Source organism: Mesorhizobium sp. WSM3626, from assembly GCF_000513935.1.
GTDB classification, from domain to species: Bacteria; Pseudomonadota; Alphaproteobacteria; order Rhizobiales; family Rhizobiaceae; genus Mesorhizobium; species Mesorhizobium salmacidum.
Window position 1 is genome coordinate 44,828 of record NZ_AZUY01000021.1, and the last position, 25,068, is coordinate 69,895.

Annotated in this window: 25 protein-coding genes; 8 read left to right on the top strand and 17 right to left on the bottom strand. The window is 61.9% G+C overall.

Features of this window, described 5'->3' with window-relative positions; all coding sequences use genetic code 11:
• Genes M653_RS0116410 through M653_RS0116425 form a run of 4 tightly spaced genes read right to left on the bottom strand, consistent with a single transcriptional unit; the run spans window position 1 to window position 3,615 of the window.
• The gene (locus M653_RS0116410) at window positions 1-804 is read right to left on the bottom strand and encodes a sugar phosphate nucleotidyltransferase (protein ID WP_027144331.1); all 804 of its coding nucleotides are present in this window, start codon (window positions 802-804) and stop codon (window positions 1-3) included.
• A complete protein-coding gene (locus M653_RS0116415; protein WP_027144332.1) occupies window positions 804-1,904 on the bottom strand; it encodes a glycosyltransferase in 1,101 nt (366 codons plus the stop codon). The genes M653_RS0116410 and M653_RS0116415 overlap by 1 nt, the downstream gene beginning before the upstream one ends.
• A gap of 14 nt (window positions 1,905-1,918) precedes the next feature.
• Complete coding sequence (locus M653_RS0116420) at window positions 1,919-2,515, bottom strand: histidine phosphatase family protein (RefSeq protein ID WP_027144333.1); 597 nt, start codon at window positions 2,513-2,515, stop codon at window positions 1,919-1,921.
• Window positions 2,512-3,615 (bottom strand): inositol-3-phosphate synthase, encoded by a 1,104-nt coding sequence (locus M653_RS0116425; protein WP_027144334.1) that lies wholly within the window; start codon window positions 3,613-3,615, stop codon window positions 2,512-2,514. The genes M653_RS0116420 and M653_RS0116425 overlap by 4 nt, the downstream gene beginning before the upstream one ends.
• A 156-nt stretch (window positions 3,616-3,771) precedes the next feature.
• On the opposite strand from M653_RS0116425, the gene M653_RS01000000132735 reads away from it, so the two are divergent.
• Window positions 3,772-5,514 carry a hypothetical protein gene (locus M653_RS01000000132735; RefSeq protein ID WP_032935363.1) on the top strand — a complete coding sequence of 581 codons (1,743 nt, stop codon included), beginning with the start codon at window positions 3,772-3,774 and terminating at the stop codon, window positions 5,512-5,514.
• Window positions 5,515-5,523: 9 nt separating this feature from the next.
• Here the strand turns inward: M653_RS01000000132735 and M653_RS01000000132740 are convergent, their stop codons facing one another.
• From M653_RS01000000132740 to M653_RS0116475, 9 genes are all read right to left on the bottom strand, one after another.
• The gene (locus M653_RS01000000132740; protein ID WP_084636728.1) at window positions 5,524-5,709 is read right to left on the bottom strand and encodes a hypothetical protein; all 186 of its coding nucleotides are present in this window, start codon (window positions 5,707-5,709) and stop codon (window positions 5,524-5,526) included.
• Window positions 5,710-5,804: 95 nt separating this feature from the next.
• Window positions 5,805-6,851, bottom strand: a complete 1,047-nt coding sequence (locus M653_RS0116440) for a UDP-glucuronic acid decarboxylase family protein (protein ID WP_027144335.1) — start codon at window positions 6,849-6,851, stop codon at window positions 5,805-5,807.
• A gap of 23 nt (window positions 6,852-6,874) precedes the next feature.
• The gene (locus tag M653_RS0116445; RefSeq protein WP_027144336.1) at window positions 6,875-7,978 is read right to left on the bottom strand and encodes a glycosyltransferase; all 1,104 of its coding nucleotides are present in this window, start codon (window positions 7,976-7,978) and stop codon (window positions 6,875-6,877) included.
• Window positions 7,975-9,069 (bottom strand): glycosyltransferase, encoded by a 1,095-nt coding sequence (locus M653_RS0116450; RefSeq protein ID WP_027144337.1) that lies wholly within the window; start codon window positions 9,067-9,069, stop codon window positions 7,975-7,977. The genes M653_RS0116445 and M653_RS0116450 overlap by 4 nt, the downstream gene beginning before the upstream one ends.
• Entirely contained in the window at window positions 9,066-10,196 is a 1,131-nt protein-coding gene (locus M653_RS0116455; protein ID WP_027144338.1) for a glycosyltransferase, read from the bottom strand. The genes M653_RS0116450 and M653_RS0116455 overlap by 4 nt, the downstream gene beginning before the upstream one ends.
• A 2-nt stretch (window positions 10,197-10,198) precedes the next feature.
• Complete coding sequence (locus M653_RS0116460) at window positions 10,199-11,299, bottom strand: glycosyltransferase family 4 protein (protein ID WP_027144339.1); 1,101 nt, start codon at window positions 11,297-11,299, stop codon at window positions 10,199-10,201.
• Window positions 11,284-12,576: a TIGR04295 family B12-binding domain-containing radical SAM protein gene (locus M653_RS0116465; protein WP_027144340.1), complete on the bottom strand. Its 1,293-nt coding sequence runs from the start codon at window positions 12,574-12,576 to the stop codon at window positions 11,284-11,286. The genes M653_RS0116460 and M653_RS0116465 overlap by 16 nt, the downstream gene beginning before the upstream one ends.
• The gene (locus M653_RS0116470) at window positions 12,573-13,652 is read right to left on the bottom strand and encodes a GDP-mannose 4,6-dehydratase (RefSeq protein WP_027144341.1); all 1,080 of its coding nucleotides are present in this window, start codon (window positions 13,650-13,652) and stop codon (window positions 12,573-12,575) included. The genes M653_RS0116465 and M653_RS0116470 overlap by 4 nt, the downstream gene beginning before the upstream one ends.
• A complete protein-coding gene (locus M653_RS0116475) occupies window positions 13,649-14,755 on the bottom strand; it encodes an NAD-dependent epimerase/dehydratase family protein (RefSeq protein WP_027144342.1) in 1,107 nt (368 codons plus the stop codon). The genes M653_RS0116470 and M653_RS0116475 overlap by 4 nt, the downstream gene beginning before the upstream one ends.
• A 213-nt stretch (window positions 14,756-14,968) precedes the next feature.
• Here M653_RS0116475 and M653_RS0116480 point away from each other — a divergent pair, with 213 nt between their 5' ends.
• Window positions 14,969-15,241 carry a hypothetical protein gene (locus tag M653_RS0116480; protein ID WP_027144343.1) on the top strand — a complete coding sequence of 91 codons (273 nt, stop codon included), beginning with the start codon at window positions 14,969-14,971 and terminating at the stop codon, window positions 15,239-15,241.
• Between the two features lie 196 nt (window positions 15,242-15,437).
• On the opposite strand, the gene M653_RS0116485 is transcribed toward M653_RS0116480, so the two are convergent.
• On the bottom strand, window positions 15,438-15,950 hold the full coding sequence (locus M653_RS0116485) for a response regulator (protein WP_245262172.1): 513 nt from the start codon (window positions 15,948-15,950) through the stop codon (window positions 15,438-15,440).
• An 88-nt stretch (window positions 15,951-16,038) separates the two neighbouring features.
• A complete protein-coding gene (locus M653_RS1000000137310) occupies window positions 16,039-16,284 on the bottom strand; it encodes a hypothetical protein (RefSeq protein WP_198028794.1) in 246 nt (81 codons plus the stop codon).
• A gap of 82 nt (window positions 16,285-16,366) precedes the next feature.
• Here M653_RS1000000137310 and M653_RS0116490 point away from each other — a divergent pair, with 82 nt between their 5' ends.
• Both M653_RS0116490 and M653_RS0116495 read left to right on the top strand, forming a co-directional pair.
• Window positions 16,367-19,477 carry a CheR family methyltransferase gene (locus M653_RS0116490; protein WP_027144345.1) on the top strand — a complete coding sequence of 1,037 codons (3,111 nt, stop codon included), beginning with the start codon at window positions 16,367-16,369 and terminating at the stop codon, window positions 19,475-19,477.
• Window positions 19,474-19,851 carry a response regulator gene (locus M653_RS0116495; protein ID WP_027144346.1) on the top strand — a complete coding sequence of 126 codons (378 nt, stop codon included), beginning with the start codon at window positions 19,474-19,476 and terminating at the stop codon, window positions 19,849-19,851. Before M653_RS0116490 ends, M653_RS0116495 begins: the two co-directional genes overlap by 4 nt.
• A 21-nt stretch (window positions 19,852-19,872) precedes the next feature.
• On the opposite strand, the gene M653_RS1000000137315 is transcribed toward M653_RS0116495, so the two are convergent.
• Window positions 19,873-20,370 (bottom strand): hypothetical protein, encoded by a 498-nt coding sequence (locus M653_RS1000000137315; protein WP_198028791.1) that lies wholly within the window; start codon window positions 20,368-20,370, stop codon window positions 19,873-19,875.
• 254 nt (window positions 20,371-20,624) lie between these two features.
• Here M653_RS1000000137315 and M653_RS0116510 point away from each other — a divergent pair, with 254 nt between their 5' ends.
• Window positions 20,625-20,891, top strand: coding sequence for a hypothetical protein (locus M653_RS0116510; protein WP_027144348.1), 267 nt, complete (start codon window positions 20,625-20,627; stop codon window positions 20,889-20,891).
• 302 nt (window positions 20,892-21,193) lie between these two features.
• Here the strand turns inward: M653_RS0116510 and M653_RS0116520 are convergent, their stop codons facing one another.
• On the bottom strand, window positions 21,194-23,494 hold the full coding sequence (locus M653_RS0116520; RefSeq protein ID WP_027144350.1) for an FdhF/YdeP family oxidoreductase: 2,301 nt from the start codon (window positions 23,492-23,494) through the stop codon (window positions 21,194-21,196).
• A 200-nt stretch (window positions 23,495-23,694) separates the two neighbouring features.
• Between M653_RS0116520 and M653_RS0116525 the strand changes: the two genes are divergently transcribed.
• The 3 genes from M653_RS0116525 to M653_RS0116535 all read left to right on the top strand — a co-directional run bounded on the left by M653_RS0116525 (window position 23,695) and on the right by M653_RS0116535 (window position 24,929).
• Entirely contained in the window at window positions 23,695-23,913 is a 219-nt protein-coding gene (locus M653_RS0116525; protein WP_027144351.1) for a hypothetical protein, read from the top strand.
• Window positions 23,914-23,989: 76 nt separating this feature from the next.
• Window positions 23,990-24,592 carry a hypothetical protein gene (locus M653_RS0116530; RefSeq protein ID WP_027144352.1) on the top strand — a complete coding sequence of 201 codons (603 nt, stop codon included), beginning with the start codon at window positions 23,990-23,992 and terminating at the stop codon, window positions 24,590-24,592.
• A gap of 109 nt (window positions 24,593-24,701) precedes the next feature.
• Window positions 24,702-24,929, top strand: coding sequence for a hypothetical protein (locus M653_RS0116535; protein WP_032935367.1), 228 nt, complete (start codon window positions 24,702-24,704; stop codon window positions 24,927-24,929).
• Window positions 24,930-25,068: the final 139 nt, after the last annotated feature.

The following is a 25,068-nucleotide window of genomic DNA, read 5'->3' on the forward strand; positions in this document are numbered from 1 at the left end:
TCAGGCTCCTTCGCCCGGAACGACGGGTACATGCGAATGCGTGCCGGGCATGATCGTTGCGGACTGTTGATGAGCTGACGGGACGCCGTTTTCAAGCAACCGCAGGGCTGTGCGATAGCCGTTGAAAGTGCCGACATCGACATAAGCGGAGCCGGCTTTGATCCCGTAGGCTACACCCCCGGCCGCAAGGTAGGCGTTGATCAATGTACCGATATATTCGTCACGACCATCCCGCTCGCGCCAGAGTGCCGCAAGCCGATGCAGGATCTGGCCGGGCATCTTGAACGCGCCCCAAACCCAGTTCGTGGAGGCATCCTGTCGCTTGACCTGGATTTCGATCACGCGCTCGTCGTCCTCGGTACAGACGGCGTCGAAGAATTCCGGGCTGTCCACCGGGAAGAGCAGAAATGAAAGCTGATCGTCGGGCAAATGACAGAATCCGTCCTCGGGAAACCAGATCGTATCTGGAAGGCCGACCAGGACGACCTCGTCGGGCGCCACGAGGGGCGCTGCCCGGAAAATCGCATCGCAGAGACCGATGGGGTTGGGCTGCACCACAAAGAGCGCCGCCGCGTCGCCGTAGCCGGCTGCGTAGTATTCGAGAATGTCGGATTTGCCCGATCCGATGATGAAGCAGATCTTGTCGACGCCGGCCTGGACCATGCGCCGCACCAGATACTCGCTTACAGCGCAGGGACGTTCGGTCTGGCCGTCGATCCGGCTGCCAACCGGCAGCAGCTCCTTCGAGAAACCGAGCGGTTGAATGCGGCTGCCGCGTCCGGCAGCGGGCACAATGCCCAACATCAGACTGCTTCCTCGATCGGTTCGCCGACCGGATTTTGCAAGGCGTCGGCCAGCATTCTATCCAGTTCCGCTGCACGCCTGGCGGACGTGTGCTCGCTCAAGACCCGCTCGCGGGCACGCCTTCGGATGCCGTCGAGTTCGTGCTCGGGCAATTGCAGCGCGGCGACCACGTCATCCGTGTCATGCGCCAACAGGACTTCGCGGCCGGGTTCGAAGAAGTCCGCGAGGCCTGGCCATGCGTCGGTGATGATGGCAGCCCCACACGCGGCCGCTTCGAAGAGCCGTCCCGACGGGCACCAGCCCTTTTGTGCCATGGCTTCCCGGGTGACGTTCAGCGTCAGCCGCGACGATGAGAAGAACGCCGGATGGTCGGCGGGCGGCAGATGCCTGACGAAGAAGATGTTGTCGCTCCACGGGAATTCCTGCGGATACTGTGCGCCGCCAATGATGAAGCGTTGATCGGGCAGGCGCATGGCCGGGCGGACCAGCAGCTCTTCGACGCCGGCCTGGCGATCCGCCGCGTAGGTCCCGAGATAGGACAGATCGCCGGCGAATTCGGCCCGCTTCTCGGCCGGCCGATGCCGGTCGGGATCGACATGCCCGTAGAGGGGCATCACCTGGCGCGCACCCAGAACGGTCTTGAGCGCCTCGAGCGCCGAGCCGCCGGTGTAGCTCAGGACGAGGTGGTAATCGGCAAGGCCCTCTGGTCCGAAATAGGGCGGACGCTCACCGTGCTCGACGCGGGCAAGCGTGACTGGAGTATCGAGATCGTAGAAGACACGCAGCCCGCGACTTGCCTGCTGGGCCAGGCGCGAAGCCTCAACGGCGTCGGGGCAGTAGGAGGTGACGAGGACGACATCCGCTTGCTTCATCGCCCGCTCCGCAACGCGGCGGATGTCCTCCCAGTCCGGATAGATCACGACATTGCCGCCGTCGAGCTGATCCAGATCGCGGGCCCCGGCATAATAGGGAGTGTCGCGCTCGAAAAAGGTGATGGACCAGCCCAGCCGGGCGAGAGCGCGGATCAGCCCACGCCACAGCGTGGCGTGGCCGTTCCCCCATGAAGACGTGACGGTGAGACCGAAAATGACCATCCGCATCCGGAATTTCCTCGTCAGGCCGCTTCATTCATTCGCAGGAGCTTGGAGCCCCAATCGCCCGACACGATGGTCGTGATCGAGGCGGGATCGATGTCGAAGCGGAAGCAGTCGCCGACCGGCAAGCCAAGCACATTGCAGACGGCGGCCTTGATCACGTCGGCGTGGCTGACCAGGGCGACGCACTGGTTCTGATGCAGTTCGCGGACGCCGTTCATCAGCGAGACCATGCGCTGCTGGACATCCAGCATGGTCTCGCCGCTCGGGGTCCTGGCCTCCTGGCGCTGGTCGTTCCAGGCGCGCCAACCGGCGTCGCCGTTCAATTCATCGAAAGTCTTTCCCGACCAGTCGCCGAAGTCGATCTCGTCGAGTTCGGCGCAGATCGCGATTTCGCCGACGCCGCAGGCGAAAGCGATTGGCAGCGCCGTCTCCTGCGTGCGCTCGCGCGGGCTGCACAGGATGGCTGCAATCGTCTCTTGGGCCATGCGGCGGCCAAGCTGCTCGGCCTGAGCCTTACCGGCCTCGCCGAGGCAAACGCCGGCCATGCGCCCGGCAAGATAGGAGCCGACATTGTCGTGCGCCGCGTGGCGGATCAGGAAGAACGTGGTGGTCATTCCGCGGCATCCAGCAAAGGCTCATCCTTGCCGGCGATGAAAGCGAGCGTGCGCTGCCGGGCTTCGGCGTCGGTGAACTGTTCGGGAGGCGACTTCATGAAATAGCTGCAAGGACCGGTCAGCGCCCCGGCGATGCCGCGGTCGAGCGCCAGCTTGGCGCAGCGCACCGCATCGATCACCACGCCGGCTGAATTGGGCGAATCCCACACCTCCAGCTTGAGCTCGGCATTCAGCGGCACGCCGCCGAAGGTGGTGCCTTCGACACGAATGTAGGCCCATTTGCGATCGGTGAGCCAAGGCACATGGTCGCTCGGTCCGACATGGATGTTGCCCGGCTCCAGCGGAACATCGAGCTGGCTGGTCACCGATTGTGTCTTGGAGATCTTCTTCGATTCCAGCCGCTCACGTTCCAGCATGTTGAGAAAATCGGTGTTGCCGCCGAAATTCAGCTGATAGGTGCGATCGATGCGCACGCCGCGCTCGCGAAAGAGGTTGGCCAGCAGCCGGTGCACGATGGTCGCGCCGACCTGGCTCTTGATGTCGTCGCCGACCAGCGGCAGCCCGCGTTGCTGGAAGCGCCGGCGCCATTCCGGACGCGACGCGATGAAAACCGGAATGCAATTGACGAAGGCGCAGCCGGCCTCGAGCGCGCATTCAGCATAGAAGCGTGTCGCCTCTTCCGAACCCACCGGCAGGTAGGAGACCAGCACGTCGGCTCCGCTGTCGCGTAGGGTATCGCTGACATTGGCAACCGGTTCGGGCGCCTCTTCGATCTCGTCGCGCAGATATTTGCCGATGCCGTCGAGCGTCGGTCCGCGTTCGACGCGAACACCGGTCGTCGGCGCGTCGGCAAAGCGGAACGTGTTGTTCGGGGCGGCGTAGATCGCATCCGCGACGTCGCGGCCAACCTTGCTTTTGGCGACATCGAATGCGCAGACAATTTCGATGTCGTCGACGTGATAGCCACCGAGATCGGCATGCATCAGCCCCGGGATCGGTTCGTTGCTTTTTGCATGACGATAATAGGAGAGGCCCTGCACCAGGGAGGATGCGCAATTGCCGACTCCAACGATGCCAACACGAACCTTTTTCGATCCCACGAAACTGCCGCCCTATGCTGTTCAAAGGTAAGTTCCTTGCGCCGAACCACCACCGTGCCGGAATGTTCCTTGGTCGCTCGAAAAATTGCGCGAGACGGCATGGATCGAAGCTGCACCCGCCGCGTTGCCCGCACGGCAAGCATTGGAAATCGATCGATGATCGTCTACGGCGACCACAAGCGGACCGAGAACGCACGACAACTTCAAGAGGCAGCGATCGACTTGGCCCAAAGCCTCGATCGGATGTCTCGCGGCATCCGGCGCCATGCTGCATTGGTCGGGCTATTCATCAGCGTGTCGGAATTGGTTCAGGGGCTCGCCGATGTGGACTTCAAGGTCCTGGGCGTCGACACCAATTCGCCTTCGCAACGGCAAGGCGCCGAGTTGCTGGTCGGGCTTGCGGCAGAGGTGGCGAAGTCGTGGCGAAGCGGTTTCGCCGTGGGCGGTGGCATCGATCCGCGACTGCTCCAATTGCTGGCGGCGCTCGAGTGCAAGGCAGAGGTTTTGACCGGATCGGGCGAGGGTTACGCGCATTATGCGCTTTATCCCGAGAGCTATCTGGGCGCGGCGCAGGAATCAGGTCTCGACGCGAACACATGTGTGATCGGCATCCGCAGTATCGGCTTGGGGCTTGCGGCCATGGTGGCCGCCGCCATCGGTGCGCCGCCGCCGATCAGTCTGCGTCCGATCGGCCATCCTTTCGATCGGCGGGTCAATGCCGATCCGCGGTTGGTCGCTGCCTGGAGGAACGAGCCGTCGGCTCGGTTCGCTGTCGTCGACGAAGGTCCCGGCCTGTCGGGAAGTTCGATCCACGCCGTCGTCGCGTGGCTGCGGGACCTGGGTGTCGATAGGAGCCGCATTCACCTGTTCCCCAGCCATTCGGGCGATCCGGGCGCCGAAGCGTCGCAGGACGTCCGGGAGACATGGATGCGCTGCCGCAAACATGTGGCGATGACGTTTGAACGCACCTTTCCCGAAAGCTCGCAAATTCCAACGCTGCGCGATTGGGTAGCCGAGGCGGTCGGCAGTCCGGAATTGCGTTTGACCGAAATATCGGGCGGCGCGTGGCGAACCCTTCACTATGCCGACGAAAAGCGCTGGCCACCGAGCACTCGCGGCACCGAACGGCGAAAGTTCCTGGCGTCCGCGGGTCCAGATTGCTGGCTCGTCAAGTTTGTTGGCCTCGGCGAAACTGGGCAGCGCAAGATGCGGGCCGCGACGATGTTGCATCAGGCCGGATTCGGGTCGCAAGTCGCCGGACTCTGCCACGGTTTCCTGGTTGAACGGTGGGCCGACGGCACCACGATGGATCAACTGCCGCTGCCCAGACAAAGACTTGTCGCGGAGTTCACGCGCTATCTGGCCTGGCGAGCGACCAATCTGCGAACCCGCGAACCGGGTGCTTCATTGCCCGCCCTCGCGGAGATGGCCGTTCACAACGCTTCCGAGGCTTTGGGCGAAAACCAGGCGGCGAAACTGTGGAACTGGTTTTCGAAACAGGCTGTCCCGCAGGTATTGGAACGCGTCGAAATCGACGGCAGGCTTCACCCCTGGGAGTTTCTGATCGGTGCAGACGGCACGCTGGTCAAGACGGATGCCGTAGACCATTGCCGGGGACACGATCTGATCGGCTGCCAGCCGATAGAATGGGACATTGCCGGCGCTTGCGTCGAACATGGTTTGTCCGAAGGCGAGGCGGCGTCGTTGATCGGCGGCATGGGTGACCGCATCGACGTCGGGCTCATCGAGTATTTCCAACCTTGCTACCTGGCGTTTCAGCTGGGGCTGTGGAGCATGGCCGCTCAATCCGAGGACGGACGGGAACGAGCAAGGCTGGCGGGGACAGCCAACCGATATGAGGCAGGACTGACACGGTTCCTGGACAAGGCCAGGGCGTGACAGTCGCCATCAATCCAGGCTTCGCAGCATGTCGGCTTCCTGCTCGAGAATACTGGCCACTTCTTCCCGCTGCAGGTGGGTCATCATCAGGCTGACGCAGCACTCCAGATAGGTGATCGAGGCTCGCCGCAGATAGGCGGCCGTCTCCTGTTCCGCCATCTTGTCGATATCCGGTGCGGATCGCTTGGGTCGCATGAGGATGTCCTCCATATCTGGTCCTCTCGCCAAACCACAAGCTTGAGCGGATGTTCCGCCCGAATCGATCGCGAAGGGATGGCTGCGGTCCGGCATCAGACAGGGAGGTTCTGCAGCCCGCCTGATGTGGACCTCGCCCTCGTGGCGCGACCTGCTATTTGATCGCCGATCGGAACGCCTTCGAGGCTCGCGAAATAGCCGATCGTCCGGGCGAGCCCCTCGTTGAGAGGCACTCTTGGCATCCAGCCGAGCAGCGCTTTCGCGCGCGAGATATCGGGCTGCCTGCGTCGAGGATCGTCCTGCGGCAGCGGCAGAAACGTCATCTCCGATTTGGTGCCGGTCATTGCCTTCACCAATGCCGCCAGCCGCATAATGGTGAATTCTCCGGGATTGCCAAGATTGATCGGTTTGCCCGGATTGGGATCGAAGTCCATCAGACGCATCAACCCGTCGATCAGATCGGAGACGTAGCAGAAAGACCGCGTCTGCAAGCCGTCGCCGAAGATCGTCAGCGGGCGCTTCTCGAGCGCCTGCATGATCAGGTTCGAGACGATGCGGCCGTCCGCCGGATCCATCCTCGGACCGTAGGTGTTGAAGATACGTGCGACACGAACATCGGCCTTGGCGGCTCTCAGATAGTCGAAGCAAAGTGTTTCGGCGGTGCGCTTGCCCTCGTCGTAGCAGGCGCGCGGGCCGGTGCAGTTCACATGGCCGACGTAATCTTCCCTCTGCGGATGTTGCTCCGGATCGCCATACACTTCGCTCGTGGAGGCCTGCAGCAATCGGGCATCGTTACGGGCGGCGAGTTCGAGCAGATTCAATGTTCCGATGACGCAGGTTCGCGTGGTGTGGATCGGATCGGCCTGGTAACGCGGCGGCGAGGCGGCGCATGCCAGGTTGAAGATGCGATCCACCGGCTCACCAAGCTCCAATGGACGGCAGATATCCTGCTCGATCAACCGGAACCCCGGCTTGTCCATGATCGCGCTGATGTTCTCCATGCGACCGGTGAGAAAGTTGTCGGCGCAGATCACGCGCCAGCCATCGCGTAACAATGCTTCGCAAAGATGCGAACCGAGGAAGCCCGCGCCACCGGCGACAAGCACCGTCTTTGCCCTTTGCGCCTTTTTTGTTCGTCGCATCGCGATTTTCTCCTGTCTGCCAGTCATGCTGCACTTCCGATGTCGAGGTCGAGGACCTCCGCCTCCTTTTGCGTAAGCGCCGTGATGAATTCGCGAGCCCTGGCCACGCCGGTGTGGGACGCAAGGACGAGTTCGCGTGCCCGGTCGGCCATGGCGAGACGTGTGCGAGCCGATTCCCGGGAAAGAATGACGACGACATCGTCCGGCTTCTTGGCCGTGTGGATCGTCGATGCGGGAAAGAAACTGTCGAGGCCTGGCCAGCGGTCGCTGATGATCGGCGTGCCGCAAGCCGCTGCTTCGAAAAGGCGAACGCTGGGCGACCATCCCGCTGCAATCATTGAACGGCGGGTGACGTTCAGCGTGTAGCGTTGGCGGCTGTAGAACGCGGCGTGCCCGGCCGGCGGCAGATGTTCGATGCGCTCGACATTGTCGGGCCAGTCGATGTCGGTGGGATATTGCGAGCCGGCGACGACGAAACGGCGGTCCGGCATGCGCCGTGCAGGCTCGAGCAGGAGCGCGTTGAGCGTGGCTTGCCGGTCCCCGCTATAGGTGCCGAGATAACCGAGATCCCAGCGGACCGGGTCGGCCGTGCGGTGATGCCGTTCCGGATCGACCGAACAGTAGAGCGGCTCGGCGCGGCGTGCGCCGAAGGTCTGCGCCAGATCGTTAAGCACCGGGCCGCCGGCGAAAGAGAAATAGATGTCGAAGTAGGGGATCTGGCGCCAGCTCAGATAGTCGCAATCGTCCGCCGACAGCTTTGCCAGGGTCACCGGCGTGTCGATGTCGTAGAAGCAGAGTTGTCCTTTGCAAAGTGAAGCGACGATGTCGATAACCGCCCGCCCTTCCGGCACGAAGGAGCCGATGACCACGATATCGGCCTGTTCCAGGCACCGTGCATGGTCGCGCTGAAGTTCCGGTACGGTTTCGTAGTAGCGCAAGGCGCAGAAGTCCGGATCGCGCAAATCGCGGTGATTGGCGTACCACGGCACATCGCGCTCCAGAAAAGTCACGCGATGGCCGAGTTCGTGAAGACCTTTCAGCAGACCTCGAAAAGTGGTGGCGTGGCCGTTTCCCCAGGACGAGGACAGCGACAGGCCGAGAAAGACGATGTTCAACTGCTTGGTCATTCGGCCGCCTCCACGGTCCCCTGCGTCAAATGGCGTTTGAAGACTGCATCGGTCACGGCCGCGCGCAGTGCGTAGGTATGGTCGGCGAGAACACGGCGAAGCGCGGCTTGGCCGATTGCCTTTGCCCGACGGGGGGTAAGCGCCTGCATGATTTCGGCGACATCGTCGCCGTCGCGCGCCACAAGGATCTCCTCGCCGGGTTTCAGGAACAGCTCGACGCCCAACCAGGCATCGGTGATCAGGCAGGCGCCGGCGCCGGCCGCCTCGAAGACACGCGTGGCCGGTGAAAAACCGTTCGCGGCCATGCTGTCGCGGCTGATGTTCAAGACGGCCTTTGGCGTGACATTGAAGGCGTTGTGATCGCGGGTGCCGACATGGCCGAGCCAGCCGACATTGGCGGGGAGCGGCTTGTCGCCCCAGCCCGATCCGCCGAGCAGAAAACGTTGTTCCGGCAGTTGGCTCGCAGGATCGAGGAAGAACGATCCGACACGGGCTTCACGATCCGGCAGCCTGTTTCCGAGGAACGCCAGATCGCAGGCAAAACGCGCATTGCCGGCGACCGGGTGGTGCGTTTCGGGATCGAGCGCATTGTAGATGGGCACGCACTCGTTCGCGCCCATGGCACGATAGGCCCAGACGACGGGATCGCCGCCGCCATAGGTCAACACAAGGTCTATTTCCAGCAGCGCACGATGGAGCGGGTGGTCCGGCTCGTCGCGCAACCGGGCGAGCGTGGCCGGCGCGTCGACGTCCCAGAATACGGTGAGCGCGTCGCTGCGGGCGTGATCGAGCACGGCGCGCAGCAGCGCCTCATCCTCGAAGCCGACACCACTCGCCTTGACGACGATATCGGCCTCGGCGGCCCGCTCCGCCACCTGCATCAGCGCGTGCCGGGTCGCCTCATAGACAACGACGGAGCACCAGTCCGGCGCCTCGATGTCGCGGTTTTTCTGCCGGTCATAGACGTCAGGCTCATAGAAGGTGATTTCATAGCCCAGTTGCGAAAGCGCCTTCAGCAATCCACGGTAATAGGTCGCGGCACCGTTCCAGTAGGACGACAAAAGGCTCGATCCATAGAATGCGATCTTCATTCGGCGGCTTCCTTTGCGGCGGTCGGGTCGACGGTGTGCAGGTTCGTGCATTGCCAGAGCACGTCGAACAATTCGTCGACGCGGTGACGACAGGTGTGCCGCGAGCGGATGGTCTCAAGACCCGAGGCCACCAGGGAGGCCGCGAAATCGGCATCGGCCAGCACCGCCTGTAGGTGTTGCCGCATTTGCGAGCCATTCTCGGCAAACAGGAAGTCGACGCCGGGCCTGAAAAGCCGCTCGACATCGGACCACGGTGCTGAAATCAGCGGGATGCCGCAGGCGAGCGCCTCGAACATGCGGATCGTCGGAATTCCAGGCAATCTTTCACGATAGGGGCGCCGCGGGATGTGCACCGTGACACGATGCGTGGCAAAGGCCTTCGGCACGTCGGCATTGGCGATCCATCCTTCGTAGCGCAGACCGGCAGCGGCCAGATCGGCAAGTGCCGGCTTGGGATAGCGGACACCGTGAACAGTGGGCTCAAGGCCGAGATCGCGCACCGGTTCGATCAGGAACTCCCTGAGTTCGGCGGTCCGCTCGTCGTCGCCCCAGTTGCCGATCCAGACCAGATTGGACGTAGCGTGGATTTCCGGGTGCGGCTTGAACAGGCGATCGTCCGCCGCTTCATGCCAGGTGAAGACACGCTTGCCCCAGCCGGCGCGCAGATAGCTCTCGCGCAACGCTTCGCCAAAGGCGAGAACGCCGTCATAATGCTCCAGATGGAGCGCCGAGATTGCCTCGGTGGCCGACACGGCCCGGTGATGGGTATCGTGAAACAGAAGGATGAAGTTGCCGCCATCGGCCCGCGCACGGCCGATGCGGGCGACAAGGTCCGGGTCGGTCCATTCGTGGACGATCACCACGTCGGCCTCGGCGATCCAGGCTTCGTGGTCGAACCCGGCATCATAGGTCACGGGCATCAATTCGGGGAAATCCTTGCGGAAGCGTTCGATCGCGAAGGATCCCTTCTCGGCCAGCAGGTTTGACCGGCTCCAGCCGTCCGCGGGCTCCAGAGCGATGGCCTGATGCCGGCGCGCCACCAGTTCGCGCATGACGCCGCGAAGGAAATGGGCATTGCCGTGGTTCCAGTCGGAGACGAGCGAGTGGGTGTAGAACAAGAAGCGCATGATCAGCGCTCCGCCACGGCTAGCGCCGCCTTTTCGTAGACATCGCGCATGGCCGCGGCCTGCCTCGCCAGCGTGTACCTGCGGCTTCGGCGAAGGGCAGCCTGGCCGAGCTCTCGCCTATGCCCGGCATCGCTGGAAAGACGATTGATGCAGGCAGCGAGATCGTGCGGGTCGCGCGCGTTGAAGAACATCGCGGCCCCGTCCCAAATCTCGCGATAGGTCGAGATGTCCGAGAGCACCAGGGGCGTTGCCGACATAGCCGCTTCCAGCGCCGCCAGACCGAACGGTTCGTAGAGCGACGGCGATACAAAAATGCCGGCGCGGGCCATCAAGGAGCGCACCTCGTCATACGGCAGCGCCCCGAGAGAAACGGCGTGGTTGACGGTGGCACGCTCGCCGTTCGGGCCGTGAATCGAACCGGCTGTAAAGATGGGCCATTGCGTCAACGAGGCGGCCTCGTCGACCGTCAAGACGTTCTTTCCCTCGTCCCACCAGCGGGCTGCGGCGAAGACCAGCGGCTGGCGGTTTTCGGCCTTCGGGACCGGACGGGCGCCATTTCCGACGACGTGCAGGCGTGCGATCGGGCCATAGCAGGTCTCGAGCAACTCGGCATGGCTGCGGCTCGGCGCGATAACGACATCGGCCCTGTCGAAGCCGCGCCTGTTGCGCTCTTTCTGCCAGGTCCATGCGCCGTCCAACGCCTGTCCCCTGACGGCGTGGAACCATGTCGTCACGCATGAATGCGAGACCGCTATGACGGGGCAGGGCGCATCCAATTCCACCGCCTGCGTCGGCGCGTTGAGATGGACGACGTCGATGGCGTGGTCACGCATCAGCGCACGCAATTCCCCCGGCAAACCGTCGAGATCGCCGGCGTCGTGGGTTATCCAATCCAGCGGCGTGTTCAGCCAGATCAGCGTCGCGAAGGACCGCGCCTCTTCGGCCTGTTGCCCGGATGGTTGCGGTCCTAGCCCGGCGAACACGATGCTGTCGCCGCCGTTGACCAGCTCCCGGCCGAGATCAAGCGCATAGCGCCACACCCCGCCCATGGCGTCGACGGTCATCAGGATGCGGCGCTTGCGCGGCCTTAGTGTCCGCAACATGCCGCCTCCAGCTCCGCCAGCGGACGCGGGCGCTTTTCCTGAATGTCGCTGAACTTCTGGAAGGAGGCGAGGTAATGATCATGGGCGCGCTCCCAGGCGAGATCGTCGGGTTCGCCCCAAAGCTCGCGATAGCTGGGCGAACTCGGATAAGGATAAAGCGGTACGGGTTCATTGGCCCACACGCCATTGTCGATCAGATGGGCTCGCCAGTAATCGACAAGGGCAGGATCGTCCTCGACAACGCCGATCAGATTGGCCTGGACGAAGGGAACGTGGCGTCTGGCCTTGACCAGCAGCGCGGCGAGTTCCTCGGTGCCCAGCCGGCAGCGCTTCGCCAGCATCGCCCGCCCTTCCACCGTCAGGCTTTCGAGCCCGGCTTCGATGGAGACGCAGCCTGCCGCGCCCAGTAATTCCAGCAGCTCGGGTTTCCATAGATCGATGCGGGTCTGTACGCCGAATTTCACATCGCGCTCGACCAACGCCTCCAGCAACGCTTTTTGCGGCAGGAAAATTTCGTCGATGAAGTAGATATAGCCGACGCCTTGGGCAATCAGCCGATCGATTTCGGTTACCACCGCTTCGTGTTTCCGGCGGCGATAGGCATCGCGGAAGTCGGTCTTGGCGCAGAAGCTGCAATTGTAGGGACAGCCGCGTGACGCCTCGACCTCGGCGCCGAACCCATGCTGTTGGTCATCGAACCTGTGATGGTGGTGCGAATGGGCGGCGATCCAGTCGGATGACCATTCAAGCGGCGGATGATCGACAAAGGAACTGACATGAACGCCGCCGTTCGAAACCAGCTTGGCGTCCCGCAGATAAGCGGTCGAGGGCACCGCGCTCCAATCGTCGCGCCGGGCAAGTTCCGCGACGATTTCCTCGCATTCGCCGCGCACGACAATATCGACGCCAAGCTTGCGCAACGTCGGCACCGGCGTCGCCGAGCCATGCGGCCCGACCGCGACGGTGCGTCCGCCACGCCCGGCGAGACGATTGAGGAAATCGGCCGGCACGCGCAACTCCGGCGGTGCGCAGCGCCAGAACAGATAAGTCGGCGCGGTGCTGACGACCGTCATCGCCGGCGCGAACTCAGCCACGCGTTCGCAGAGCCCGGAATTGTCGAGCTTCTGTAACTGCCCGTCCAGCAGCAGCACCTCGTGACCGGCGACTTCGAGCAGGGCTTTCGAATAGCCGAGTTCCAGCGGCAGATGCGGTTGGCGGCAGCCGAAATAGATGCTGTCGTCGTACGTCCAGAAGGGGTTAACCAGGGCTATTCTCATGCGACGTACCTCACGGCTTCGGGGCGAGGCTCGAGCCGGTGGCGCTGCAGCCAGTCGGCAAGATCGCGAATGCCCTCGCGCCACGTGACCTGCGCCTTCCAGCCAAGCGCGGCCTCGATCTTGCGGGTATCGGCGACGAAGAAGGGCTGATCGCCGGTCCGTTCCCCATCGTGGCGGATCGAAAGCTCACGGCCGGTCAGGCCCTCAATCTCGCTCAACAGCATACGCAGGCTGAGCGCATTTTCTGGTCCGCCGCCAAGATTGAATGCCTGGCCCCTGGCGGTCTCGATCCGGTCCAGCACGGCCCTGTAGGCGGCGACCGCATCGGAGACGTGCAGGATGTCGCGCACCTGCCTGCCGTCGCCGTAGATGGTGATTTGCCGTCCCGTCAGGGCGCTGAGCAGGAAGTGCGCCACCCAGCCCTGGTCCTCGGTTCCGAACTGGCGCGGTCCGTAGATGCAGCTCATCCGCAGCACCGCCGTCGGCATGCCGTAGGATTTGGCATAGTCGAGTACATACTGGTCCGCCCCTCCCTTGGAGCACCCATAGGGTGTGCAGAAATCCAGGCCGCGGGCCTCATCGATGCCGTCGGCCTGGATGGCGCTGTCGCAAGGTATGTAGCGGTCGCCGTCCTCGCGAACCGCGACGTCGGGGAGGCTGCCATAGACCTTGTTGGTGCTGGCGAAAATCACCGGGATGGGCTCACCGCTCAGTCGCGCCGCTTCCAGCACGTTGAACGTTCCCCGAAGGTTGATGTCGAAATCCTCGTCCGGCCGGACTAGGCTCGTGGTGACGGCCGTTTGCGCGGCCAGATGGAAGATCGCCTTGGACCTCATGAGAACCGGCGCCAGGGCATTGGCGTCCCGCACATCGATGGTCTCGACGGTAAGGCTTTCGCCATGTTTCTGGGCCAGCCATTCAAGGTTCTGTTCGACGCCTGGACGGCTGAGATTGTCGACCACCAGCACCGGCTCGCCATCCGACAACAGGCTGTCTGCCAGGTTCGATCCTATGAAGCCGCTGCCGCCGACGATGGCGACCGGCGCTTCGCGACGGTTGCGTGCGCCCGGGCTCATGACACCAACCCACGCTCTTCGAGCTCGCGCTTCATTTCGGCGCCGCGGTCGATGGCCGCCGTGTTGCGCACCCAGGAAACGAAATCGCCGAGAGAGTTCTCCAATCGGCGGCCCGGTTCGAAGCCGAGCAACTCACGTGCCTTGGAAATATCGGCGAAGCAGTTGCGTATATCGCCGGAGCGCGCCTTGCCGAGCAGCTCGGGCGAGCGGTTCGGGGTTCCCATGGCCTCTGCCAGCAATCGCGCGACTTCGCTGATCGCATAGGCCCGGCCGCTGCCGATGTTGATGACGTGGCCCTTTGCCTGACGTTGCTGCAGCGCAAGGCGAAAAGCGCGGGCGACGTCCTGCACATGAACGAAATCGCGCTTCTGTTCGCCATCCTCGAAGATCATCGGCCGTTGGCCATTGGCGAGACGTGAAGCGAAGTTGGCCAGCACGCCGGTATAGGGATTTGATAGTGCCTGGCCGGCACCGAAAACATTGAACAGGCGCAGCGCGACCGCATCGATGCCGTACGCGTCGCCGAAGATCAGCACGGCGCGCTCCTGGGCGTATTTCGTCAGCGCGTAGATCGAGGCGAGATCAACCGGCTTTTCTTCATCTGTCGGCACCGGCGAAAGGGGTTCACCTTCCGGCGACAGCGGATTCCACTGTCCGCTTTTGATGTCACTCGGCTTGCGCCGGGCATTGTCGATGCGCCGGCCGTCGGGCATGGCATAAAGGCCCTCGCCATAGACGCTCATCGAGGAGGCGACGACGATCCGCTCGACCGGGTGTTTGATCAACGCCTCGAGCAGCGTCGCCGTGCCGAGGTCGTTGGTGCCGACATAGCGCGCTATCTCGTACATCGACTGTCCGACGCCGACTTCCGACGCCAGGTGAATGACCGCGTCGACGCCTTCCAGCGCCTCGGTAACGGCCTCGCGGTCGCGGACGTCGCCCTTGAGCAGTTCGGCTCCGGCAGGGAGCGCGATCGCTTCGCCCGCATGCACCTGCTCGAGCAAGGCGTCGAGAATGCGAACCGAATAATCCTGGGCGATGAGTTCTTGTGTGACGTGGCGACCAATGAAGCCGCAGCCTCCTGTAACCAATATGCGTTTCACGACGACTCCTCAGACGAGTGACCTCGGCGCCCCGAACTTTTCGGCAAAAGGTTTGTTCCCTGTGGTTCAACAAAGTTCCCTTCCGGACCTTCGTGCGAAGCAAGACACCGCGGTCAGCCCTTGACGCTGGAACATTGCCGCCGGTGTGCTGTTAGGACGCTCGACAGCCGCCGTGACGCCGACAGGGCGAGGCCGATGATCAAGGAGATTTCAATGTCGCAGTCCCAGACGACCACCAATCATGACGAAATTCGCAAATGGGCCGAGGAGCGGCAGGGTCGCCCGGCGGTGGTTCGCACCAAGGGCGAGGGGGGCATCCTGCGGATCGACTTCGGCGAGCCCGAGGAAGCATTCGAGCCCATCGATTGGGACGAGTTCTTCCGGATATTCGACGAGAATGATCTGGCCTTCCTGTATCAGGCCAAGACCAGCGACGGAAAAGCCAGCCGCTTCAACAAATTCGTCGAGCGCGATCGCAAGGGTTGAGAAGGCTGGCCTGGCAGCTGATCCTGGCCGATCCAGAAAATCTCGAAATTCGATGGAACAATCGACGGCCCCATTGCTTCGGGCGCTGAGCCAGAAAGGCGATCCGGCAAGATCAAGCCCCTGAACGCAGTTGCGGATGATGGACGATCGCAACCCCCAAGGGAAGCGACTTAGCCTCGGGCTCGGAGGACAAAATTCAATGCATCAGCTTTGCGCCGTGGTCTTTCACCACCTCTCGCATGATGTCGTTGAGCCAGTTTTCGGTCGACTGGCCAAGCCGCCTGTGGTCGACGTTCCGGATCGCTTGCTCGAGTGTCCTCTCGACCAGCCGATCGGATGCGTTGACATCTCCCAGCAAAAGACGCGCCGCGAGCCGCAGTTTGGGCAAAAGCGCGAAGACGTCGTCTGGCGGAGGGGACACGGTGATGCCAGCTCGTTCCGACGCCTGCGCTGGAAAAAGGGCATTGAACACGGCTTTGCTGCCCGAGGACTTTCGCAAATTGCTGGCGTAGCGAAGATGTTCGGGAATGGCGATGTCGTTGTCGCCGCTGAAGAACACGAACGGGATGCCCCGGCGCATCAACTTGTCCGCGATCGGAAACACGCGTCGGCCGTTGAGATTGACGTCCAGGATTGCAGCTTCGGCCTGATCGGTGTGTTCGGAAGCCTGCTCGACGGTGGCCGCGGGTCCGAGGATGATGGCGCCCATGTTGCTGAAAAACCGTGCGAGATCTCCCGCCACCGCCCATTCGTCTTCGACAATCAGAATGTGCAATCCCCGCAGATCGCGCACGTCGTCATCCTTTCTTCGAATGGAGTTTAGGATGCAGAGAAGTTGTTCCCCAGTTTCTGTCATCCAGCGCCGCCTGCAATCGTTTCGCAAGCACCAGCATGCGATCCGGGACGGGCCCTGCACCGAGATATTCGATTGATTGAGGCGCCCCCGGCGCCATTGGTGCCAGGAGCTTCAGGCCAGCAGAGCGTTTCGTCATTGAACCACCACGGATGTCGGGTTCAACGTCATCCGTGCTGTCTTGTTCCATCCTGTCCGCGCGCTATATGGTTATGTCCTGTCCGAACCGACCTTGAGGGAGTTCATGTCGGGTCGGGGAAGAGGGATATGCCGTGACAGCGCAATCAATCAAGTTCCCCATCGTCGGCATCGGCGCGTCCGCGGGTGGCATTCCCGCGATGGAAGGGCTGTTCAAGGGCATCACCAGCCAGCCCGGCATGGCGTTCGTGATCATCACGCACCTCAGTCCCAAGCGCAACAGCCTGCTGCATGAGGTTATCGACCGCTACACCGAGATGCCTGTCGTGGTGGTGGAGGACGGCGTGGCTGTTGAACCGGACCACGTCTATGTGATGCCGGAAAACGTCACTCTCGTCATCGAGAATGGCATGCTGCGCCTTAGGCGGCCAAATGGGCTTACCCAAGAGCGCAAACCCGTCGATATCTTCTTCAGCGCACTGGCCGACGACCAGGGCGAATACGCGGTCGGCGTCATTCTGTCGGGCGGTGATTCCGATGGAACCTTGGGAGTCAAGGCCATCAAGGAGCGGGGCGGGCTCACCGTGGCGCAAGCGGCTGACGGCTACGGTCCGCGCAATCCCGACATGCCGCAGAGCGCCATCGCCAGCGGGCTCATCGACGTCGCCGTGCCTGCCGAGGAGATTGGGGCGAAGCTGGAGGCTTACGCCCGCGGCTTCGACGCGCTGGACGGGCTGACGAACGAAGAGGACGTTCATACGGCCGACATAGATCAGGTCCGCGAACAGATATACGGGATCTTGCGCAGCCACTCCGGTCATGACTTTTCAGGTTATAAAACCAAGACCTTCCTGCGCCGGATCAAGCGGCGCATGCAGATCGCCCAGATTCAGTCCATCGGCGCCTATATCGATTGGCTGAAGAAGGACCCTCGCGAGGTGATGAACCTGTTTCGCGATCTGCTGATCAATGTCACCAACTTCTTCCGCGATCCCGACGCCTTTGAATTGCTGGAACAAAAGATCATCCCGCGGCTCTTCGACGGCAAGACGGCGAGCGATACAGTCAGGGTCTGGGTTCCCGGCTGCGCCACAGGCGAAGAGGTGTTCTCCATCGGCATCCTGCTGCGTGAACACATGGAAACGCTCTCGGCCGTGCCTCGCGTCCAGATTTTCGCCACCGACATAGACGAGCCGGCGCTGGCGGTGGCGCGCGCGGCACGCTATCCCGAAGCGTTGATGCAAGGACTTTCCCCGGAACGCAAACAGCGGTTTTTCAACGGCGATGGCGAAAGCTACGTCCTCAGCAACGAGATCCGGGAGCTATGCATCTTCTCGCCACATAGCGTCATCCGCGATCCGCCCTTCTCGCGCATGGATCTGGTTTCGTGCCGTAACCTACTGATCTATTTCGGCCCAGCTATTCAAAGCCGCGTTCTTCCTGTCTTCCACTATTCGCTGAAGCCCGGTGGTTATCTTTTCCTCGGCACGTCTGAAAGCGTCGGGCAGCACGAAAATCTGTTTGCCACAGTCGACAAGAAACATCGCCTCTTCCAGGCACGGGAGCATGTCTCGCCGCACATCAGGCTGCCGGCCCTGATCGGCGATGTTCCTTCCGGCGTTTTTCCCGCCGAAACCGCTGGCTTGAAGAAGGGAACGGTCGGCTATCCACTGCGCCAGGCTGTCGAGGCGCAGGTGCTGGAGCGGTTCGCGCCGCCGCATGTCCTCGTCAACGCCGAAGGCGACGTCGTCTACTATTCGGCGAGGACCGGCAGATACCTCGAAGCGCCGCAAGGGATCCCCAGCCGGCAGTTGCTGACGATGGCGCGCCGCGGGCTTCGGCTGGACCTGCGCGCCGCATTGAGGGAGGCGACGACGACACGCCGCACTGTCGTGCGGGACAACCTCGCCGTCGAGGAAGATGACGAACGCGTCCAACCGATCAGGCTGACGATCGAGCCGCTCGCCGAGAGGGGCAATGGTGAGCCGCTTTACCTTGTGCTCTTCGAGCCGTCGGGACCGACGCAGGCCCGATCCGATGAGGACGGCGGCAGTCGTGACAGCGACAGCACCGCCGATCTCGAGCGGGAGTTGCGCGACACAAGAGAGCGTCTTCAATCCACCATCGAGGAATACGAGACGGCGCTCGAAGAGGTGAAATCCTCGAACGAGGAACTCGTCTCCGTCAATGAAGAGGCGCAATCCACCAATGAGGAACTCGAAGCGTCCAAGGAAGAGATGCAGTCGCTCAACGAAGAGCTCAACACCATCAACGCGGAGTTGACCAGCAAGATAGAAGAGCTCGATCACGCCAACAGTGATCTGCGGAACCTGTTCGAAAGCACGGATATCGCGACCATTTTTCTCGACCGCAGTCTTGTGGTGCGGACCTTCACGCCGGCGGCCTCGTCCTTCTTCAGCCTGCGCCCCTCCGACGTCGGCCGGCCGTTGACGGATCTTTCGAGCCAACTCGATTACCCCGAGTTGAAGCAGCACATCGACAAGGTGTTCGAGACAGGCGAGATCCTGAACCACCATCTTGCGCGCGATTCCAGGGGCCTGTTTCACATGGTCCGCATCAACCCCTATCGGGACAAGGGCAACAGGATACAGGGCGTCGTGGTGACACTGGTCGATGTTACCACCCTGGCGCGGGCGGAAGAGCATCAGCAGGTGCTCATCTCGGAGCTGAACCATCGCGTCAAGAATATGCTCGCGGTGATCGCCAGCATCGCCAACCGCATGCGGGACAGTTCCGATACGAAGGAAGAGTTCGCGGACGCGTTGATCGGTCGGCTGCACGCCATGTCCCGGGCCTACGGGCTGCTGACCCGCGAGAGGTGGAAAGAGGCTTCGGTCAAGGAATTGCTCCACCAGGAACTCGAACCGTTCGGCATCGAACGGATCGAACTCGATGGCGACGACGTTAAACTCGGCCCGCAACAGGGGCTTTCCCTCAGCATGGCCATTCATGAACTGGCCACCAATGCGGCCAAGTATGGCGCCCTGTCCAAACCCCGAGGCAGGATCGGCGTCAAATGGGCGATGGATGGCGACAATTTCACGCTTGGCTGGCGCGAAAAGGACGGCCCTCCCGTCAGGGAGCCGTTGAACAATGGCTTTGGGCTGAACCTGTTGAAGGGGGAAATCGGCTACAGGCTCGGCGGCGATGTCGAGACCTCCTTCCGCAAGGACGGTCTCGAGGTTCAGATCGCTTTTTCGGCAAACCATAAGGACGCGCCATGAGCGACAGACCGCACGTGCTGGTGGTCGAGGACGAGTGGCTGATCGCAGAGGACGTCGCGTCTGATTTGCTTGCAGCGGGCTATCCCGTGGTCGGCCCTGTTTCGTCCGTTGCCGCCGCGCTTCAACTTGTCGAGGCGGACAAGGTCGACCTGGCGTTGCTGGATATTCAGCTCAACGGCGAAACGAGCCTGCCGGTCGCGGAAGTCTTGCTGGCTCGCGGCACTCCGTTCGCGTTCGTAACGGGATTTGGGAAGCGTGATGTTCCTGTCCCGTTTCGAAACTGCAAATTCGTGGCAAAACCCGCAAGCGAGGCGGCCATCCTCACTGCTGTGGCTGACCTTGCGTCGCTTCGCGCAGCCAAGAAACGGTCGTGATTTCAAGCCAGCCGGTCGCGATCAATCCAGCGGCTTGTCGGTAGGCCGGGGTGTGGTACTCGCCTGGCGTGGCCGGCCGGCATTTCGATTGGCGACCGGATTATCCAGCGGAACGCTCGACGGCCGGGATGCGCCGGCGGTCTTTGGCGTCACCGGCTTTGCGCCGGCATCCGTTGCGTTGGCATCCCGCCTTGGGTGCGGCAGGCCACCGGCATTAGGCGATCGGACGGCGGGTTTCGAGGTTGAACCTTCCTTGGTCATGGTGGCTCCTTTCCTTGCAAGCAGGGAAAACATCTCATGTAGGCAGGTCAATCGTCGGCGCGATCGAAAGTTCCGAAACCGCAACGACACCACGCTGCCGAGGGCGGCACGAGTAAGGACGGAGTGGTTCTTGTGCCCGTGTGAATGTCCCAGCCATGCGGCTGCAAACGTCTTGCAGAGATCGGATACGGCTTCGAGGTTGGCCCCATGCGTGATCACGAAGAACGCGTCGATCGCGCCGTTCTGGACCTTGGCCAAAAGCGGATCTTCCGTTCAGGCGCGAACAACTCGAATAAGGCGAAGTGGAACAACTGACGTCGATGCAGGTTCGGTGTCGTGCGGCGTCGTCGCTCCCCTTGTTTGACGCTGCACGATCGGGTTCCCCTCAGCCTGATCAGCCCGCGCGCTCCCTTGCCGGGAGGCGCGGGCTTTTCCGTCAGCCGAGCGATCGTGTTTTGAATTCGGGCGGAACAACCCACTCGTTCGGCAGTTCGGCGCGCAGGAGAACCGAAATGCACTATGCCGATGAAATCGCGCTCAGGCGCGTGAAGATGCTGGTCGAACAATATGTTCTCGCCAGAAGCAGGAGGTATGATTTTGTCTCGACCGAGCTGGCGTGCCAGGCCATCCGTCAGGTGGTTCGCAGCCCGATCGAAGATACCGAACTCGATCATTTGCTGGCCCGAAGTGCGGTCAAACAGGGACTTTCCGTGCGGTTCGACCGAATAGGTCACTTGTCGGCTGCTTTACCCGAACTCATTGGAGAAAAGTCAGCATGAGAGCCTTGTGGTCACTGTGTGCGGCATCGGCGTTGCTCGCCTTGGCGGCGTGCAACAACAATGCCGACCCCGTCAAATCCAAGACGGATACGACGAACAGCCAGCCTGTCGACAAGAATCCGGCGACGGATACCAATCCGACACCACAGACCAGTACTGGCGGGGACCAGCAAGGCACGCAGCCAACACAGCCGGCATCGCCCAAGCCGCCTGGCGGTTAAGAGCCATCCGGTCCAGGTGGGCCCGCTGCTTGTCCGGGTTTGTGACGCCGCCGGGAAATGCGAAGCGACGCCTGTCTGGTTTCAGCCAATAATTCTGACTGGAACGGACTTAACTGCGGGAACGTGGGCTTTCTTGGCGCGATGCCAGAGGGGCACCAGAGGATTGAGTTCCGGATAATAGCCGGCGCAGTTGCCTTCAGGCACCGAATAGGATGTCACGCGCAAGCCCCGGACGCGCCGCTCGACACCGTCATCCGCATGGGTTTCGAGATCGATCTGCTGCCCCGCGGTCAATCCGAACCGCTGGATGTCGGCCTCGTTCATCAGCAAGACCATGCGTGTGCCATGGATGCCGCGCAGCCTGTCATCATAACCGTAGACAGTTGTGTTGAACTGGTCATTGGAACGCACCGTTATCAGCGTCAGGACCTTGTACCCCGATATATCGATGTCGGGATTCGTCTCGAGCGTCGTCGGAAGCTTGAAATTGGCCTTCTTGTTCGGCGTCTCCCAAATTCGTTTCGACGCCTTGATGTCGCGATGAAAGCCTCCCGGCGTGAGGAACCGTTTGTTGAACTGGCGAAAATGCTGAGGGATGCAGCGTTCGATCTCATCGCGAATGCGGGAATAGTCGGCAACCCACTCGTCCCAGGGGATCGAGCTCGTGCCCGGTACGGTAGCCTTGGCCAGCTCGGCGACGATCTTCGGCTCTGAAAGCAGATTTGGCGAAGCGGGCGGGCGCGATCCGAAGGAGCCATGGATGCAGGCGGTGGAATCCTCCACGGAAACCGTCTGATCGCCGCTTTCCTGCCGGTCTCTCTCCAGCCGCGACAGGCAAGGCAACAGATAAGTTACCGCCCCGGGGATGAGATGACTGCGGTTGAGCTTGGTCGCGATCTCGACATGCAGGCCAAGTCCCCGCCAGGCTTTCTCGACCAGGCCGGTTTCAGGCACGGCGCGCACGAAATTACCCCCCAGGCCGATAAAGCCCTTCACCGAGCCGGCAATGACGCCTTCGCAGGTCTCGACCGTATCGAGGCCTTTTTCGCGCGGGGGCTCGAAAGCATAGAATTCCGCGAATTTGTCGAGCGGAACGAGTTCAGGCTTTTCGGATATGCCGACGGTGCGCTGGCCCTGGACGTTGGAGTGGCCACGCAGCGGCGAAATGCCGGCGCCGGGTTTTCCGACGTTGCCACGCATCAGCAGCAGATTGCACAACATCTGAACGTTCTCGGTGCCGTGCCTGTGCTGCGTCAGACCCATCCCGTAATTGCCGATCACCGCATTGGAGCGGCCGTAGACTTCAGCCACATGCTCCAGATCCGCTCGCGCGATGCCCGACCGTGTGACGATGTCTTTCCACTCGGCAGCGCGTAAATAGGCTTCGAACTCAGCAAAACCATGCGTGTGTTCGGCGAGGAACTCGACATCGAGGACACGCGAATTTCCATTCTCCCGAGCCGCGTCGTCGAGTGCCAGCACCGCCTTGGCAATCCCGGTCATCGCGGCAATGTCGCCGCCGCTGCGGACCTGGAAGAAGTCGCTGGACATCTTGGTGCCGGGGCCTGGCGACAACATTTCGACGGGATCCTGCGGATTCTTGAAGCGCTTAAGGCCTCGCTCCGGCAAGGGGTTGAAGGTGAACACCGGCACGTCGCGTTGACGAGCCTCCTGCAGCGGGTGCAACAGCCGCGGCGCCGTCACGCCGGTGTTGTGGCCGAAGAAGAACATCATGTCGCATTTGGAAAAGTCTTCGAGCTGCACGGTCCCAACCGGCGAGCCGATCGACTCAGGAAGTCCGACCGAGGTCGATTCGTGACACATGTTGGAAGAATCGGGCAGGTTCGACGAACCGTAGATGCGGGCGAAGAGCTGATACATGAATGAAGCTTCCAGCGAGGCGCGGCCGGATGTGTAGAAGACGACCGACTTCGGATCGAGCCGCCGAAGTTCCATGCCGATCTCGGCAAAGGCTTCATCCCAGGAAATCGGCTCATAGCGATCGGTGACAGCGTTGTAGCGCAGCGGATCCGTGAGCCTGCCTTGCTTTTCCAGGTCGCGATCCGGCCAATCGAGCAGTTCGGTAACCGAATGCCGTGCGAAGAAGTCCGGAACGCAACGCAGCTTCGTCTGGTCCCACATGGTGGCCTTGGCGCCATTTTCGCAAAACTCGAAGGGCCGCGGCACCGCTGGCTTGGCCCATGAGCAGGAAACGCACATGTAGCCGTCTGCCTTGTTCTGCTTGAGCAGCGTGCTCCATATTCCCGACATCAGCAGGCCTTCGCCATATGCCTTGCGGATCAAGGAGGACAGGGATCCCCATCCACCCGTCGGGTGGTCGTATTTCTTGATTTCGACATGATCGGTAACGGCGGGTTCCATGACGGTCGTCCTTGCGAATGCCAATACCAAACCTCGCCCTTGCTTGATTGTTCCCGAGTCCGTGAAGCGAACGTCGCCGGTGCAATTCGGCCGCGCTTGCCAGGTGGTACGGACGACAACCGGTGCCTCGGCATCGGTTCGCGCCTGCGTGTGGAACTATTTTCGTCATTGGCTGTTCGGCAAGGGAAGGGAGCAGCACGATGGAGCGACGCAACGCGGTAATCTCGCTGGCGATAGCCGCGGTCATTATCATCGGTTTCCTGATCGGTTTTCACTACGTTGACATGGGCTGGCGCACTTCGCCCCTGAAACGGGCGCCTGAGCAGAACCAGGGCGGCAACGCTCCCGCGGATACTTCACCGGCCGCGGGCGTCCAGAAAAATCCCAAGGAAAATACCGAAATGCCGGGGCAGCAGTGATCGACCACTACCAGACAACCCCAGCTTGGCTCACCAGTGTCGCTATCCTTCATATGAACTCGGACGAGAGGACGTTGTGCTGTCAGATCCCACCGTTCTGATCCTGATGTATTTTCTTCTCCCGGTCTGGTTGGTAGCTGGTTTTGCAGACTGGCTCTGCCATCGCGCTTCGCATATCGAATCGACGACCGGCGCCAAGGAATCGTTGATCCATCTCCTGATGTTCATCGAGGTCGGCATACCGCTGCTTGCCGCCATGTTCCTCGACGTGAACGCCCTGGTCATAGCCATCATGATCGTCACCTTCTTCATTCATGAGGCCACCGCGATGTGGGACGTTCGCTACGCCACATCGGCGCGCACGGTAACGCCGATCGAACAGCATGTGCACAGCTTTCTGGAGATGATCCCGCTGATGGGGCTGGTCAGCGTCGTGTCCCTTCATTGGGGACAGTTTCTCGCATTGTTCGGGGCAGGACGGGAAACCGCGCGCTTTGATTTTGCCTGGAAATCGCAGCCGCTGCCGGTGACTTATATCGTCTGCGTGATGGCTGTGATCCTGCTTTTCGAATTGCTCCCTTATCTGGAAGAATTCGTCAGGGGGTTACGTGCCAATGGCGGCAGGCTCATTCCACCGAAAGCCAGACGACGCGACCCAGGCCAGACGACCTTGCGGTGAAGCGCTCAGCGGAAACGATGTCCCAGCCGTCTGGGCGCTGGCGCCCTGTGCGGAACATCTCTGCCGGACTGCCCATTATCAGAGGGTGACACGGACATGGAGTGTGGTGATGGGCATACTTTCCGATCTGGACAAGAAGCTGACGGACAACATGTATGAACATGGCAGCGCGCTTACCGATGCCGTTGCGGATCTGCCGCGGGCGGTCGTCGAAACTGTCGACCGGCTGATGCCTTTCATTCAGCCCGAAGCGCGCGAGACAGTGAGAAGTCAGGTTCTCGGCCTGGTCCACGAATACAGGGTCGAGACCCCTCCAGGCGCGGCCGAACAGGATTGAACTAGCCGTTCTGGTCTATCGCGTGGGGCGCGGGTTGGCTTCCGTTTTGCGCTTTGTGGCCGCTGAACCACAACCATGCCGCGATGATCACGACCGCCACGATCACTATCCAGGCTATGAGACGAGGCATTGCGGAATC